The 14,783-nt window shown below is 63.1% G+C and carries 15 protein-coding genes; 14 read left to right on the forward strand and 1 reads right to left on the reverse strand.

The annotated features are described in order from the left end of the window. Positions 1-20 precede the first annotated feature (20 nt). Together J2Z17_RS13530 and murJ are read left to right on the forward strand one after the other, a co-directional pair. Positions 21-2,852: a [protein-PII] uridylyltransferase gene (locus J2Z17_RS13530; RefSeq protein WP_209945873.1), complete on the forward strand. Its 2,832-nt coding sequence runs from the start codon at positions 21-23 to the stop codon at positions 2,850-2,852. Between the two features lie 43 nt (positions 2,853-2,895). Continuing rightward, on the forward strand, positions 2,896-4,467 hold the full coding sequence (murJ, locus tag J2Z17_RS13535) for a murein biosynthesis integral membrane protein MurJ (protein WP_209945875.1): 1,572 nt from the start codon (positions 2,896-2,898) through the stop codon (positions 4,465-4,467). Between the two features lie 15 nt (positions 4,468-4,482). Here the strand turns inward: murJ and J2Z17_RS13540 are convergent, their stop codons facing one another. Continuing rightward, on the reverse strand, positions 4,483-4,845 hold the full coding sequence (locus J2Z17_RS13540; protein ID WP_209946321.1) for a YcbK family protein: 363 nt from the start codon (positions 4,843-4,845) through the stop codon (positions 4,483-4,485). Positions 4,846-5,125: 280 nt separating this feature from the next. On the opposite strand from J2Z17_RS13540, the gene J2Z17_RS13545 reads away from it, so the two are divergent. The 12 genes from J2Z17_RS13545 (at position 5,126) to J2Z17_RS13600 (ending at position 14,762) form a co-directional block, all read left to right on the forward strand. After that, positions 5,126-5,503, forward strand: a complete 378-nt coding sequence (locus J2Z17_RS13545) for a VOC family protein (RefSeq protein WP_209946322.1) — start codon at positions 5,126-5,128, stop codon at positions 5,501-5,503. Between the two features lie 97 nt (positions 5,504-5,600). Further along, positions 5,601-6,668 (forward strand): tryptophan--tRNA ligase, encoded by a 1,068-nt coding sequence (gene trpS, locus J2Z17_RS13550; RefSeq protein WP_209945877.1) that lies wholly within the window; start codon positions 5,601-5,603, stop codon positions 6,666-6,668. A gap of 84 nt (positions 6,669-6,752) precedes the next feature. Next, on the forward strand, positions 6,753-7,244 hold the full coding sequence (locus J2Z17_RS13555) for a universal stress protein (protein WP_209945879.1): 492 nt from the start codon (positions 6,753-6,755) through the stop codon (positions 7,242-7,244). A 167-nt stretch (positions 7,245-7,411) separates the two neighbouring features. Next, positions 7,412-7,969, forward strand: coding sequence for a NifU family protein (locus tag J2Z17_RS13560; RefSeq protein WP_209945881.1), 558 nt, complete (start codon positions 7,412-7,414; stop codon positions 7,967-7,969). Between the two features lie 19 nt (positions 7,970-7,988). After that, on the forward strand, positions 7,989-8,663 hold the full coding sequence (gene tsaB / locus J2Z17_RS13565) for a tRNA (adenosine(37)-N6)-threonylcarbamoyltransferase complex dimerization subunit type 1 TsaB (protein WP_209945883.1): 675 nt from the start codon (positions 7,989-7,991) through the stop codon (positions 8,661-8,663). Continuing rightward, positions 8,620-9,165: a GNAT family N-acetyltransferase gene (locus J2Z17_RS13570; RefSeq protein WP_245224102.1), complete on the forward strand. Its 546-nt coding sequence runs from the start codon at positions 8,620-8,622 to the stop codon at positions 9,163-9,165. The genes tsaB and J2Z17_RS13570 overlap by 44 nt, the downstream gene beginning before the upstream one ends. 38 nt (positions 9,166-9,203) lie before the next feature. Then, entirely contained in the window at positions 9,204-9,632 is a 429-nt protein-coding gene (locus J2Z17_RS13575; protein WP_209946323.1) for a Fur family transcriptional regulator, read from the forward strand. A gap of 33 nt (positions 9,633-9,665) precedes the next feature. Next, the gene (gene olsA / locus J2Z17_RS13580) at positions 9,666-10,466 is read left to right on the forward strand and encodes a lyso-ornithine lipid O-acyltransferase (protein ID WP_209945887.1); all 801 of its coding nucleotides are present in this window, start codon (positions 9,666-9,668) and stop codon (positions 10,464-10,466) included. A gap of 58 nt (positions 10,467-10,524) precedes the next feature. Next, the gene (miaB, locus tag J2Z17_RS13585; protein WP_209945889.1) at positions 10,525-11,925 is read left to right on the forward strand and encodes a tRNA (N6-isopentenyl adenosine(37)-C2)-methylthiotransferase MiaB; all 1,401 of its coding nucleotides are present in this window, start codon (positions 10,525-10,527) and stop codon (positions 11,923-11,925) included. A 47-nt stretch (positions 11,926-11,972) separates the two neighbouring features. Beyond that, entirely contained in the window at positions 11,973-13,028 is a 1,056-nt protein-coding gene (locus J2Z17_RS13590; RefSeq protein ID WP_209945891.1) for a PhoH family protein, read from the forward strand. A 20-nt stretch (positions 13,029-13,048) separates the two neighbouring features. Further along, entirely contained in the window at positions 13,049-13,555 is a 507-nt protein-coding gene (gene ybeY / locus J2Z17_RS13595; protein ID WP_209945893.1) for an rRNA maturation RNase YbeY, read from the forward strand. 13 nt (positions 13,556-13,568) lie between these two features. Then, positions 13,569-14,762 (forward strand): transporter associated domain-containing protein, encoded by a 1,194-nt coding sequence (locus J2Z17_RS13600; RefSeq protein WP_209946324.1) that lies wholly within the window; start codon positions 13,569-13,571, stop codon positions 14,760-14,762. The last annotated feature ends 21 nt before the right edge of the window (positions 14,763-14,783 follow it).

Raw genomic sequence — 14,783 nt, forward strand, 5'->3', positions numbered from 1 at the left:
GCAAAGGAAAATGCTCTTTCATGTCGAAGCTGGAACTCGGATACGGCGACATTCTCGATGTGGCCGCCTTCAACGCTGAATGCGATGCGATCGCCCTTCGCCTCAACGGCAACCAGCTCCAGATCCGCGCCGCGCTGCTGCCCGTGCTGAAGGCCGCGATCACCGACGGGCGTGAGGCCGTGCGTCAGATGCTCTATGTCGATGGCAGCGGTATCGATTGCGCGCGCCGTCTGTCCTGGCTTCAAGACCAGTTGCTGGCCACCCTGTTCAACGTTGCCATCAGCCGGATCTTCGGCGGCAAGGTGGACACGGTCGCGCTCGCCGCCGTCGGCGGCTATGGCCGTGGCACGCTGGCGCCGGGCTCCGACATCGACCTGTTGTTCCTGATGCCGCCGAAGATCTCGCAGGACATGCACAAGGCGGTCGAATTCATCCTCTATCTGCTCTGGGATCTCGGCTTCAAGGTCGGCCATGCCACCCGCACGGTCGAGGAATGCATCCGGCTGTCGAAAGAGGACATGACGATCCGCACGGCCGTGCTGGAGGCGCGCTTCGTCTGCGGCCGCGAGGCACTGGTCGAGGAACTGCTGCAGCGTTTCGATGCCGAGGTGGTGGAGGGCACGGCGCCGGAATTCATCGCCGCCAAGCTTGCCGAGCGCAACGAGCGCCACCGCAAGGCAGGCGACACGCGCTATCTGGTCGAGCCGAACGTCAAGGAAGGCAAGGGCGGGCTTCGCGACCTGCAGACGCTGTTCTGGATCGCCAAATACAAGTTCCACGTCCGCGATGCCGAGGAGCTGGTCAAGCTCGGCGTGCTGTCGCGCCACGAATGGCGGCTGTTCGAGAAGGCCGACGACTTCCTCTGGGCGGTCCGCTGCCACATGCACTATCTGACGGGCAAGCCGGAGGAACGGCTGTCCTTCGACATCCAGCCGGAAATTGCCCAGCTGTTCGACTATCAGGACCGGCCGGGCCTGTCCGCCGTCGAGCGCTTCATGAAGCATTATTTCCTGGTCGCCAAGGATGTCGGCGACCTGACGCGGATCATCTGCTCGGTGCTGGAGGAGCAGCAGGCCAAGGCGACGACAGGACTGTCCGGCGCCATCGTGCGGTTCACCAACCGTCCGCGCAAGATTTCCGGTACCGCCGAATTCATCGAGGATCGCGGCCGCATCGCCCTTGCCGACCCGGATGTGTTCAAGCGCGACCCGATCTCGATCATGCGGCTCTTTCATGTCGCCGACCTCAACGATCTCGAATTCCATCCCGATGCGCTGAAGGCCGTCACCCGGTCGCTGAAGCGGATCGACCAGGCGTTTCGCGAAAGCGAGGAGGCCAACCGCATCTTCCTGTCAATCCTGACATCCCGGGGGGATCCGGCGCTGATCCTGCGGCGGATGAACGAGGCCGGCGTGCTTGGCCGCTTCCTGCCAGAATTCGGCAAGATCGTCTCGATGATGCAGTTCAACATGTATCATCACTATACGGTGGACGAGCACCTGATCCGCTCGGTCGCCGTGCTGTCGGAAATCGACAAGCAGGAGGCGGAGGAACTGCATCCGCTGGCATCCAAGGTCATGCCCTCGATCGAGGAGCGCACGGTGCTCTACACGGCCGTCCTGCTGCACGATGTCGCCAAGGGACGGCAGGAGGATCACTCGGTCGCCGGCGCCAAGGTGGCGCGCAAGCTCTGCCCGCGGCTCGGCCTGACACCGAAGCAGACCGAGCTCGTCGCCTGGCTGATCGACCAGCATCTCCTGATGTCGATGGTCGCCCAGACCCGCGACCTCAACGACCGCAAGACGATTACCGATTTCGCCGAAAAGGTGCAGACGCTCGACCGGCTGAAAATGCTGCTGGTGTTGACCGTCTGCGATATCCGCGCCGTCGGGCCGGGCGTCTGGAACGGCTGGAAGGGCCAGCTGCTGCGCACGCTCTATTACGAAACCGAGCTTCTGCTGTCGGGCGGCTTTTCCGAGGTGTCGCGCAAGGAGCGCACCCAGCATGCGGAAATCCTACTGGCGGAAGCGCTCACCGACTGGTCCGAGGCCGAGCGCGCCGACTACGTCAAGCTGCACTATCCGCCCTATCTTCTGACGGTCACGCTGGAGGACCAGGTCCGCCATGCGGAATTCATCCGCCAGGCGGACAAGGCCGGCCATGCGCTGGCGACCATGGTGCGCACCCATTCCTTCCATGCGATCACAGAAATCACCGTGCTTGCCCCCGACCATCCGCGCCTGCTGTCGATCATCACCGGCGCCTGTGCGGCCGCCGGCGCCAACATCGCCGATGCCCAGGTCTTCACCACCTCTGACGGCCGGGCGCTCGACACGATCCTGGTCAACCGCGAATTCGCCGACGATGCGGACGAGAAGCGAAGGGCGGGGACGATCGGCCGGATGATCGAGGACGTGCTGGCCGGCCGCAAGCGTCTGCCCGAAGTGATCGCCGCGCGCAGCAAGGGCAAGACGCGCAAGAACAAGGCTTTCGCCGTCGTTCCGAGCGTGACGATCTCCAACGGGCTGTCGAACAAGTTCACCGTCATCGAGATCGAATGCCTCGACCGCATCGGCCTTCTGGCGGAGGTGACGGCGGTGCTGTCGGACCTATCGCTCGACATTCATTCCGCCCGCATCACCACCTTCGGCGAGAAGGTGATCGACACCTTCTATGTGAGCGATCTCATCGGCCACAAGGTGACGAGCGAAAACCGGCTGGCCATGGTCACCGGCCGGATCAAGGCGGTGCTCGCCGAGCAGGACGACGAACTGCGCGACCGCATGCCGTCCGGCATGATTGCGCCGGCACCGCGCCGCGGTGTCGTGGTGAAGCGAAAAGCGAGAGCCTGAAACCGCCCATGCCTCCGAAACCCCTTCTCGTCCTGGTGATCTCATGAGCCTGGTGCGCAAGTTTGCAACCGTCGGCGGCGCCACCTTCGGCAGCCGCATTTTCGGTTTTGTCCGCGAAACCTTCATGGCGGCTGCCCTCGGCACCGGGCCCATGGCCGACGTCTTCTACGCCGCCTTCCGCTTTCCCAACCTGTTTCGCCGGCTGTTTGCCGAAGGTGCCTTCAACGTGGCCTTCGTGCCGCTGTTTTCCAAGGAGATCGAGGAAAGCGGCGTGGAGGGCGCCAAGCGCTTTTCCGAGGAAGTCTTCGGCGTGCTGTTCTCTGTGCTGCTGCTGATCACCATCGGCATGGAGCTGGCCATGCCGCTCCTCGTCGAATGGGTGATCGCGCCGGGCTTTAAAGATGATCCGGAGAAGTTCGCACTCACCGTCAGGCTGGCGGTCGTGATGTTTCCCTATCTGATGTGCATGTCCCTGACCGCGATGATGAGCGGCATGCTGAACTCGCTGCATCATTTCTTCGCGGCGGCGATTGCGCCGGTCTTCCTTAACGTCGTGATGATCGCGGCGCTGTTTTACGGGCTCTATACCGGTGCCGACCCGCTGGCGACGGCCTGGTATCTGTCCTGGTCCGTGCTCTTGGCCGGCATTCTGCAGTTGCTCGTGGTCTATATCGGCGTGCGCCATGCCGGGATGAATTTCGGCATTCGCTTTCCGCGCATGACGCCGAAGGTCAAGCGTCTGCTGATCCTCGCCGTCCCGGCCGCTGTCACCGGCGGCATTACCCAGATCAACCAGCTGATCGGCCAGGCGATCGCCTCCGGCAAGGACGGTGCGATCGCCGCCCTGCAATATGCCGACCGGATCTACCAGCTGCCGCTCGGCGTCGTCGGCGTGGCGGTCGGTGTGGTGCTGCTGCCGGAATTGTCGCGGGCGCTGAAGGGCGGCCACCGCGTCGAGGCGCTGAACATCCAGAACCGTTCGATCGAATTCGTGCTGTTCCTGACGCTACCGGCCGCGGCGGGGCTCTGGGTGCTGTCCGAAGCGATCATCCGCGTCCTCTACGAGCGCGGCGCTTTCTCGGCCGAAAATACCTCGGTGGTCGCGGCCATCCTTGCGATCTACGGCGTCGGCCTGCCCGGCTTCGTGCTGATCAAGGCGTTGCAGCCGGGCTTCTATGCCCGCGAGGACACCAAGACGCCGATGCGCTTCACCATTCTCTCGGTGATCGTCAATTCCGGTCTGGCGATCACGCTTTTCCCGGTGCTGGCCGAGAGGGGCATTGCAACGGCCGAGGCAACCGCCGGCTGGATCAACGTCACGCTGCTGTTTGCCACCTTGCTGCGCCGCGGCGACCTGCAATGGGAATGGCCGCTGTTTTCGCGCGTGCTCCGACTGCTGGTGGCAACGGCCGTGATGGCCGGTGTGCTGATCTATCTGCTCGGCCGGCTGAGCGGCTGGCTGATGCCCCAGTCATCGCTGCTGATCCAGATCGCAGCGCTCGGACTGTTGGTGGCCGTGGCGATGGTCGTCTATTTCGGCGTCGCCTTTGCCATCGGCGGGGCCGATATCGGCATGATCCGCCGCAACTTGAAGCGGGGCGCCGCCAAGGCGTGACCGCAACGGCTCAGCTCACTTGTGTCGGCCGCAGTGGGCCCATTTGCGGCGCGGACCGACATCGACATGCACCATGCCATTGCAGTAGCGGCCGATACCGCCGATACCCGGCGCGCTGCGGGCAGCGGCGAGGATCCGCTTTTCCGATACACCGGGAATGCGGAAATCGGCGGCGTTGCAGTGGTGATGCTGGGACGTGCCCGAATGCGGGCGCTTGCCCGAGGTGATCACCAGCTTGTGGCCGGTCGTCTGGGCGATGTGGTAGAGAATGGCCTGGAGCTTGGGCGGAAAGCAGCTGACCTTCACGCTCGGGCGCTGAACACCATAGGCGGCGGTATAGCTGTGCTTGAGAAAGGACGTATGCTTGTCGGCAGCCATGGCCGGAAGTGAGAGGCTGAATGTCAGCAGGCAGGTGATCGCAACGCGAAACAAAATGCGGGTCTCCTTGAAAGAATTGACTGTCGTCGCGACAGGGTGAACTGTCTTCCGAGTATTTCCTTCCTGAAGAAGGCTCAAAAGAGGAGGGAAATGCTCATTTCTGTGAAATGCGGCGCCCTTATCATTAAGTTCCGTTAAGGAGTCAAGTTGATGAGAGGAAAAATATTCCAATACATCGGTTGTATCTGATGCCCCGGAGGTTCTGGTGACGCAAAATTCCATGATGCTGGTGACCCTGGTGGTCGACCAATACGATCGGGCAAAAGCCTTTTATTGCAACAGCTTGGGCTTCGACTGTCTGGAAGAAGTGGATCTCGGCGAGGGCAAGCGCTGGCTGGTTGTAGACCCGTCCGGCGGACATGGAGCGCGACTGCTCCTGGCGAAGGCCGAGGGCGAGGTCCAGGCGGCCGCGATCGGCAATCAGACGGGTGGCAGGGTCGCCTTTTTCCTGCAGACGGACGATTTCGAGCGCGATCACCGAGCCTTTATCGCCGCCGGCGTCACATTTCTCGAGACGCCGCGGCACGCACCCTATGGCACGGTCGCCGTTTTCGAGGATCTCTACGGCAATCGCTGGGACCTGTTGCAGCCGGCGTGAGGGCGCGCACTCTTGATTGAAACGATGGCGCCGTGCATAAGCGCGGCTGGTGAACAATCGCGTAATCAGGCCCTCCACCCGCCTGTCGAGGTCGACAATGAGTGAATTCAAGCCCCTGGTCTTCTCCGGCGTTCAGCCGACGGGAAATCTCCATCTCGGCAACTATCTCGGTGCCATCAAGAAATTCGTCGCGCTGCAGGACAGCAATGACTGCATCTATTGCGTCGTCGATCTGCATGCGCTGACGGCGCAGCTCGTCCATCAGGACATGAAGAGCCAGATCCGCTCGATCACGGCGGCCTTCCTCGCCTCCGGCATCGATCCGCAGAAGCACATCGTCTTCAACCAGTCGGCCGTGCCGCAGCATGCCGAGCTTGCCTGGATCTTCAATTGCGTCGCCCGCATCGGCTGGATGGAGCGCATGACGCAGTTCAAGGACAAGACGGGCAGCAAGAATGCCGAGCAGGTGTCGCTGGGCCTTCTCGCCTATCCGAGCCTGATGGCGGCCGACATTCTCGTCTACCGCGCCACCCATGTGCCGGTCGGCGACGACCAGAAGCAGCATCTCGAGCTCGCCCGCGACATCGCGATGAAATTCAACCTCGACTTTGCCGATCTCATTCGTGCCAACGGCACGGGCGTCGACATCAAGGTCGGTGACGAGCCGGTGCATGCCTATTTCCCGATGGTCGAGCCTTTGATCGACGGTCCGGCCCCGCGCGTCATGAGCCTGAAGGACGGCACCAAGAAGATGTCGAAGTCGGATGCGTCCGATCTTTCGCGCATCAACCTGATGGACGATGCGGAGACGATCGCGAAGAAGATCCGCAAGGCCAAGACCGATCCCGATGCGCTGCCGAGCGAGGTTGCCGGTCTTGCCGGTCGTCCGGAAGCCGACAACCTTATCGGCATTTTCGCGGCGCTTGCCGAAAAGACCAAGGCCGAGGTTCTCTCCGAGTTCGGCGGTCAGCAGTTTTCCGTGTTCAAGCCGGCGCTGATCGAGCTTGCGGTCGACAAGCTTGCACCGGTGAACGGCGAAATGCGCCGGCTGATGGACGATCCCGGTCATATCGACGACGTCCTGCGTGACGGCGGCGCAAGGGCGCGGGTGCTGGCAGAAAAAACCATGAATGAAGTTCGCGACATCATCGGTTTCGTGAAGTAAGCTTTGATGACGTCAAGGGGCCGGCGGGCCGGAGCGCCGTGTCCTCGCCAGGTCTGATGAGGCAATTCCGGCAGCGGGAATCGTATGGTATCTAAGCGTCTTTCACGAATGGAAGGCCATCGACGCAAGTTCATGGCCGTCATCGACAACACGCCCGAGTGCTCGCGTGCCGTGCACTATGCCGGACGTCGCGCGAAGAATTCGAACGGTGGCCTGGTCATGGTCTACATCATTCCGGAAGGTGACTTTCAGCAATGGCTGGGCGTCGAGGAGATCATGCGCGCCGAGGCAATGGAAGAGGCCGAAACGGTCATGGCCCGCGCCGCCCAGACGGTGCGTGAAACGATCGGCGTCGAGCCCGAGATCGTCATTCTCGAAGGTAGCGCAGCCCAGCAGATCAACACGCTGATCGAGGAAGACCGTGACATTGCGATCCTGGTTCTGGCGGCCGGTTCGACCAAGGAAGGCCCCGGGCCGCTGGTATCGATGATCGCCGGCCGTGCCACCGCCTTCCCGATCCCGGTCACCGTCCTGCCGGACAATCTGACCGACGAAGAAATCGACGCGCTCTGCTGAGCTCGTTCGGGTCAGACCGGGCAGGCGGCAGGCGAGGCGGCCCCATCCGGGACTTCGCCGGTACGACCAAGACGACAAGCACGCGATTGAGTGCTTGAAGCCGGGCGCGATCGGTCTTATTTTGGAAGCATTCTAAGTTTGCGGCCGCGGCCGCTGAGGAGAACGTCATGTTCATTCAGACCGAAACCACGCCCAATCCGGCAACCCTGAAATTTCTGCCGGGCAAGGTGGTGATGGATGCCGGCACTGCCGAGTTCCTGAATGCCGATCAGGCGGCGAATTCGCCGCTGGCCTCCAGCCTTTTCTCGATCCCCGGCATCTCCGGTGTGTTCTTCGGCTATGATTTCGTCACCGTCACCAAGGATAGCGCCGAGTGGCCGCACCTGAAGCCCGCCGTGCTCGGCGCCATCATGGAGCATTTCATGAGCGGTCAGCCGGTCATGGGATCGGCTGCGGTCGAGGATCAGCCGGACGGTGAATTCTTCGACGAGGGCGACGAGACCATCGTCGCGACGATCAAGGAATTGCTGGAGACGCGTGTGCGCCCGGCCGTGGCCCAGGATGGCGGCGACATCACCTTCCGCGGCTTCAAGGACGGCAAGGTATTCCTGAACATGAAGGGTGCCTGCGCCGGCTGCCCGTCCTCGACAGCCACCCTGAAGCACGGCGTGCAGAACCTGCTGCGCCACTTCGTTCCCGAGGTCCAGGAGGTCGAAGCCGTCTGATGCATCTGGCAGTCTCGGCATGATCGTTCTGGCATTGGATACGGCGGGTGCGGATTGCGCAGCCGCCGTTTATGATACGGCCTCACGTCACCTTCTGTCGGAGGTGACGGAAACCATCGGTCGCGGTCATGCCGAACGGCTGATGGCGGTGATCGACGCCGCGCTGGACAAGGCGCAGGTCACCCTCGACGATGTCGGACGGATCGCGGTGACCGTGGGGCCCGGTTCGTTTACCGGCATCCGGGTCGGGGTTGCAACGGCGCGCGGCCTGGCGCTTGCGCTGGGCGTGGAAGCGGTCGGCATTTCGACGCTGGATGTGCTGGCTGCCGAGGCGCTGGACAGCAGGCGCAAGGCCGGCCGGGACGACGCAAGGCCCGTGCTGGTCGCCATGGATGCCAAGCGCGGCGAGGCTTATCTGCAGCTGTTTTCGGCCACCGGTCGTCCGCTCGACGATGCCGTTGTTCTGCCCATCGGCGAGGTCAGCGAGATCGCCGGCGGACAGACCGTCGATATCGTCGGATCGGCGGGGCCGCTGCTGGCAGGCGAAACGTCGCCGGGCCCGGCGGACTGCTTTCCGATCGGTCGCGTCGCGCGGCTGGCGCTGACGGCAAGGTCGGGCAAGCCTAAGCCTCTGTATCTGCGTGGTCCCGATGCCAAGCCCCAGACGGGGTTTGCGGTTGCCCGGCAGGGGTAGCGTCGTGCGAAACACGTTTTTCAGCCGGAAGCCCGAATACGAATTGGTGCCGATGACCCTGCGCGACTGCGCCGAGGTCTCCGAACTGCATGGCGAGCGGTTTGCCCGTCGCTGGAACGACGGCGAGTTCGAGAGCCTGCTGTTGCAGCCGAGCACGTTCGGGCTTGTCGCCCGGCAGAGCAATGCGCGGATCTTTCGCCCGCCGCTGGCAGGCTTCGTGCTGGCGCGCGAAGTGGCCGGCGAGGCGGAGATCCTCACCATTGCGGTGCAGGAACGCTCGGCGCGCATGGGATTTGGCTGGCGGCTGATGCTGGCGGCGATGCGCGAGGCGCATCACCGGGGCGGTCAATCGATGTTTCTGGAGGTCGATGACGGTAATCGTGCCGCCATTTCGCTCTATGGCAAACTGGGCTTCGAGGTTGCGGGAAAGCGCCCGGCCTATTATGCCGATGCACAGGGGCGGAAATCCGCAGCGCTTGTCATGAAGCGCGATCTTGGCTAACTGCCTGCTGACGGGACGAGGCGGCCACGTTGCAGACCATGAACGAGAATGTGAAATCACTGGAAGAACAGTGCGTCGAGCGCGGCATGCGCATGACGGAGCAGAGGCGCGTCATCACGCGCATCCTGGAGCAGTCTGACGATCATCCCGATGTGGACGAACTGTACCGCCGCGCGGTGGAGGTCGATTCGCGCATCTCGATCTCGACGGTCTACCGCACGGTCAAGCTGTTCGAAGACGCCGGCATCATTGAACGTCACGAGTTCCGCGACGGTCGATCACGGTATGAGACCGTGCCCGAGAAGCATCACGACCACCTGATCAATCTGAAAACCGGCGAAGTGATCGAATTCCATTCGCCCGAAATAGAGGCCTTGCAGGAACGGATCGCCCGCGAATACGGCTTTCGCCTGATCGATCATCGGCTGGAGCTTTACGGCGTACCGCTGAAGAAGGACGAGGATTAGGCAAGTGCCACAGCTGGCGCGGGGCAGACGACCGTGATCGACCGCTTGCGGGTCTTCCTCGCATTGTCGGCCATCATCGCCCTTGCACTGGGTTTGCTCCCGCTGCAGATGCTGGCGCTGACGTTCGACTGGCCGATGCGGCGATGGCTGCCGGGGGTCTGGCATCGCTTCGCCTGTCGGGCGCTGGGGCTGCGGATCCGGGTAATCGGCGCGCTGGATACCCGCCGGCCGCTGATGCTGGCCGCGACGCATGCCTCCTGGAAGGATATCCTGATCCTCGGCGCGCTGGCCGATGTCGCCTTCATTGCCAAGAGCGAGGTGCGCGAATGGCCGGTCTTCGGTCATCTGGCCCGCCTGCAGCACAGCATTTTCATTGCCCGCAACGACAAGCGCGGCACCGGCACGCAGGTGAACGAGATCGCCGCGCGCATGGCCGATGGCGAGATCGTCGTGCTCTTTCCGGAAGGCACCACGTCGGACGGCAACCGGGTGCTGCCGGTCAAGTCCTCGCTGTTCGGCGCGGCCACCGCTGCTCTACCAAGTGCCCCTGACGGCGTCGTCCGTGTGCAGCCGGTGACGATCGCCTATACCGGCGTCTATGGCCTGCCGATGGGGCGCTATCACCGCCCGCTCGCCGGCTGGCCGGGGGAGGTCGCGCTGGTTCCGCATCTGTTGGGCGTGCTGAAGGCCGGTGCGCTCGACGTCGAAGTCAGTTTCGGCCGGCCGATCGACTTTCGAGAAGGCGACAGTCGCAAGGCGCTTGCCGCCACCGTCGAGGCCGATCTGCGGCGCATGCTCAACGCGAGCCTTCGCGGCCGTCATCGCCGGGCTTGAGGGTGGCCCCCGCATTTTTTCATTTCTTCTTCGGCCAAAAACCACTAGATAGCGGCCAATGACCCAGGATAGCGCAGAGATCACCGCCCCGGACGACGGCATGTCCGGCGAGGCCGTTGCAAGCCGCAAGGTCTTCATCAAGACCTATGGCTGCCAGATGAATGTCTACGATTCCAGCCGCATGAGCGATGCGCTGGCGGCCGAAGGCTACACGCCGACCGACAGCGCGGATGATGCCGATCTGGTTCTGCTGAACACCTGCCATATTCGCGAGAAGGCATCCGAGAAGGTGTTTTCGGCCCTGGGGCGCCTGCGCGACCTCAAGCGCAGCCGCAATGCCGAGGGCCGCGAGTTCATGATCGGTGTGGCCGGCTGCGTGGCGCAGGCCGAAGGCGAGGAGATCGCCAGACGCGAGCCCTCCGTCGACGTCGTCATCGGGCCGCAGACCTATCACCGCCTGCCGGCTGCGCTGCATCAGGCGCGCGCCGGCAAACGTGTGGTCGATACGGAATATGCGGTCGAGGACAAGTTCGAACATCTGCCGCAGATTGCCAAGGCCAAGGGTAGCGCCCGCTCGGTCACCGCCTTCCTGACGGTGCAGGAAGGCTGCGACAAGTTCTGCACCTTCTGCGTGGTGCCGTACACTCGGGGTTCGGAGGTCTCGCGGCCACTCTCCCAGATCGTCAAAGAGGCCGAACGGCTGGTCTCCGAGGGCGTGCGTGAACTGACGCTGCTCGGCCAGAACGTCAATGCCTGGACAGGTACCGGCGCCAGAGGGGAACAGATCGGACTTGCCCAGCTGCTTCATCGGCTGGCCGACATTCCAGGCCTTGCGCGCCTGCGCTATACCACCAGCCATCCGCGCGACATGGACGACGGACTGATTGCCGCCCATCGTGATCTGCGCATGCTGATGCCCTATCTGCATCTGCCGATCCAGTCCGGCTCGGACCGCATCCTGAAGGCGATGAACCGGCGCCACAAGGCGGATGAATATGTCGCCCTGATCGAACGCGTTCGCGCCGCCCGCCCCGATATCGCGCTGTCTGGCGATTTCATCGTCGGCTTTCCCGGCGAGACCGATGCCGATTTCGAGGCGACCCTGCAATTGGTGCGCGATGTCGGCTACGCCCAGGCCTATTCGTTCAAATATTCCGAGCGTCCGGGCACGCCGGGTGCCGAGCTTGCCGATCAGGTGGCAGACGCGGTGAAGACCGAGCGCCTTGCCCGGCTTCAGGAGCTGCTGCTGACCCAGCAGCGTCAGTTTGCCGAAGATTGCGTCGGCCGGGTCACCGATATCCTGCTGGAAAAGCCCGGCCGCAATCCGGGCCAGCTGATCGGGCGGTCGCCCTGGCTGCAATCTGTGAATGTTGATGCAAAAAAATCGCAAATCGGCGACATTATCAATGTACGAATCACCGGGACCGGCCCAAACAGCTTGTTTGCCGAGATGGCATAGGGTTACAGTGAGGGCAGGTCGCAATCTGAGCCAGGAGCCTGATCCGCTTGAACGCCCATGACTTGGTTTCTTCACCTTCGCGCAACAGCAAAACCGCAGTGACCGACGACAACCACTTCATCCTGACGTTCGAGAGCAATCGATTTGCCAGTGAGGTCTTCGGTCAGTTCGACGAGAACCTGAAGCTGATCGAGGAGCAGTTGCATGTCGATGCACGTGCCCGCGGCAACTCGGTTTCGATCTCCGGCGATGTGGTCGCCACCAACCAGGCGCGCCGAACGCTCGATTTTCTCTATGAAAAGGTCCAGAAGGGCGGCTCGGTCGAGCGCTCGGATGTTCAGGGCGCAATCCGCATGGCGGTTGCCGCCGACGATCAGCTGAGCCTGCCGACGATGGAAGGCAAGGCCAAGCTGTCGATGTCGCAGATTTCCACGCGCAAGAAGACTATATCGGCCCGCACGCCGACGCAGGACGTCTATATGCGGGCGCTGGAGCGCTCCGAACTGGTGTTCGGGGTCGGTCCCGCCGGTACCGGCAAGACCTATATCGCCGTCGCCTATGCCGCCCAGTTGCTGGAGCGCGGCATGGTCGACCGCATCATCCTGTCGCGACCGGCGGTGGAGGCCGGCGAAAGGCTGGGCTTCCTGCCGGGCGACATGAAGGAAAAGGTCGATCCCTATCTGCGGCCGCTCTACGACGCGCTCTACGACATGATGCCGGGCGACAAGGTCGAACGGGCGATCACCGCGGGCGTCATCGAGATCGCGCCGCTCGCCTTCATGCGCGGCCGTACCCTTGCCAATTCGGCTGTCATTCTCGACGAGGCGCAGAACACGACCTCGATGCAGATGAAGATGTTCCTGACCCGTCTTGGCGAAAACAGCCGGATGATCGTCACCGGCGACCCGAGCCAGATCGACCTTCCGCGCGGCGTGCGGTCCGGTCTTGTCGAGGCGCTGTCGCTTCTCAACGGCGTGGAGGGCGTGTCGATCGCGCGCTTCAAGGATGTCGACGTCGTGCGTCATCCGCTTGTCGGCCGGATCGTCAGGGCCTATGACGCCCAGTACGCGATGCAGAACGAAAGTGAGCAGGGCGACCGTTAAGGGTCGGCCTCCGGAAGCATATGACACGACTGGACATACAGATGGCCATCGAGGCAGAGGGCTGGCCGAGCGAAGCGGTCCTCCTCGCCCAGAGCAATGCCGTGCTGGAAACAGCATTGCGCTATCTGATCGAGCGCCAGGAGCAACCGTTCCCGAAGACGGCGCCGGAACTGTCGCTGGTGTTTACCGACGACCGGCAGATCCGCGAGATCAACGGCGAATGGCGCGGCATGGACAAGCCGACCAATGTCCTGTCCTTTCCGGCCTTTCCCGTATTGCCAGGCGGCATGCCGGGCCCGATGCTGGGCGATATCGTCTTCGCCCGCGAAACCTTGGAGCGGGAGGCCGTCGATCTGGACAAGCCGTTCGACGAGCACCTGTCGCATCTGCTGGTGCATGGTTTTCTTCACCTTTTCGGCTACGATCACATGAATGACGGCGAGGCTCTTGTCATGGAGACCCTCGAGACCGAGATTTTGGCAGAACTAGGCCTGGCTGACCCCTATGCGGGGCAGGAGCCTCTCTGATAAGATGGATATTATGAACGACGCCACGACGCATTCGCCTGCGAGGACCAAGGAGGGTCAGGAGAACTCTTCTTCCGACGAGGGCTCCAGTAGTCCCGGCAGGCACGAGCCTGCCGCTCGGCAACAGGCTTCCTTCTGGGATCGCGTGGTTCGCCTGCTGCGGCCTCACCAGCCTTCGACCCTTCGGGAAAACCTGACCGACGCGCTGCTGACCGATGAACGGGTCGGGGCGGTGTTCTCGCCGGAAGAGCGGGCGATGCTGCAGAACATCCTGCGGTTTCGCGAAGTGCGGGTCGAGGACGTGATGGTCCCCCGCGTCGATATCGAGGCGGTCGACCAGAATGTCACCATCGGCGAACTGCTGACCATCTTCGAGGAATCGGGCCGCTCGCGCATGCCGGTCTATTGCGAGACCCTGGATGACCCGCGTGGCATGATCCACATCCGCGACCTGCTTGCCTATCTGAACAAGCAGGCGCGCAGCAAGCGCCGCACCGCGCCCCGCGCCAGCGCTGCAGCCAATGCGGCGAACGCCGAGAAGTCGGAAAAACCCGAAAAGCCGGCAAAGTCCACGGCCGCCACGAAGGTGAGCTTCGATCTCGCCCGCGTCGATCTCGACAAGTCGGTGGCCGAGGCCGGCCTGGTACGCAGCATCCTCTTCGTTCCGCCCTCCATGCATGCCTCCGACCTGCTGCAGCGCATGCAGACGGCCCGAACCCAGATGGCGCTGGTGATCGACGAATATGGCGGAACCGACGGGCTGGTTTCGCATGAAGACATCGTCGAGATGGTGATCGGCGACATCGACGACGAGCACGACGATGAAGAGGTGATGTTCACGCGGGTGACGGAGGACGTTTACGTCGCCGACGCGCGCGCGGAACTCGAAGAGATTGCCGAAGCAATCGGCTCTGACTTCGACATCAGAGACAAGCTTGAGGATTTCGACACGCTCGGCGGCCTGGTCTACTCGTCGCTCGGCCGGATTCCGGTGCGCGGCGAGGTGGTGCAGGCGCTTCCGGGCTTCGAATTCCACATTCTCGAGGCCGACCCGCGCAAGATCAAGCGCATCCGCATCATTCGCAAGCGTCTGGCCGCCCGTCGGCGTGCGACCAAGGGGGATGTCGAGCCCGTTTTGCCGCGCGACGGGTCGGGAGATGACGACGGGCGCGGCCGCCCCCAGCAGGCGACCCGCACGACGGCCTGAGGCACAGGCGCGGTCCACGCT

Source organism: Heterorhizobium halophytocola (assembly GCF_017873095.1).
Taxonomy (GTDB): Bacteria; Pseudomonadota; Alphaproteobacteria; order Rhizobiales; family Rhizobiaceae; genus Allorhizobium; species Allorhizobium halophytocola.

Coding starts and splice junctions, on each gene's coding strand:
- J2Z17_RS13530 (WP_209945873.1), top strand. CDS start 21: ATGTCGAAGCTGGAACTCGGATACGGCGACATTCTCGATGTGGCCGCC.
- murJ (WP_209945875.1), top strand. CDS start 2,896: ATGAGCCTGGTGCGCAAGTTTGCAACCGTCGGCGGCGCCACCTTCGGC.
- J2Z17_RS13540 (WP_209946321.1), bottom strand. CDS start 4,845: ATGGCTGCCGACAAGCATACGTCCTTTCTCAAGCACAGCTATACCGCC.
- J2Z17_RS13545 (WP_209946322.1), top strand. CDS start 5,126: ATGATGCTGGTGACCCTGGTGGTCGACCAATACGATCGGGCAAAAGCC.
- trpS (WP_209945877.1), top strand. CDS start 5,601: ATGAGTGAATTCAAGCCCCTGGTCTTCTCCGGCGTTCAGCCGACGGGA.
- J2Z17_RS13555 (WP_209945879.1), top strand. CDS start 6,753: ATGGTATCTAAGCGTCTTTCACGAATGGAAGGCCATCGACGCAAGTTC.
- J2Z17_RS13560 (WP_209945881.1), top strand. CDS start 7,412: ATGTTCATTCAGACCGAAACCACGCCCAATCCGGCAACCCTGAAATTT.
- tsaB (WP_209945883.1), top strand. CDS start 7,989: ATGATCGTTCTGGCATTGGATACGGCGGGTGCGGATTGCGCAGCCGCC.
- J2Z17_RS13570 (WP_245224102.1), top strand. CDS start 8,620: ATGCCAAGCCCCAGACGGGGTTTGCGGTTGCCCGGCAGGGGTAGCGTC.
- J2Z17_RS13575 (WP_209946323.1), top strand. CDS start 9,204: ATGAACGAGAATGTGAAATCACTGGAAGAACAGTGCGTCGAGCGCGGC.
- miaB (WP_209945889.1), top strand. CDS start 10,525: ATGACCCAGGATAGCGCAGAGATCACCGCCCCGGACGACGGCATGTCC.
- ybeY (WP_209945893.1), top strand. CDS start 13,049: ATGACACGACTGGACATACAGATGGCCATCGAGGCAGAGGGCTGGCCG.
- J2Z17_RS13600 (WP_209946324.1), top strand. CDS start 13,569: ATGAACGACGCCACGACGCATTCGCCTGCGAGGACCAAGGAGGGTCAG.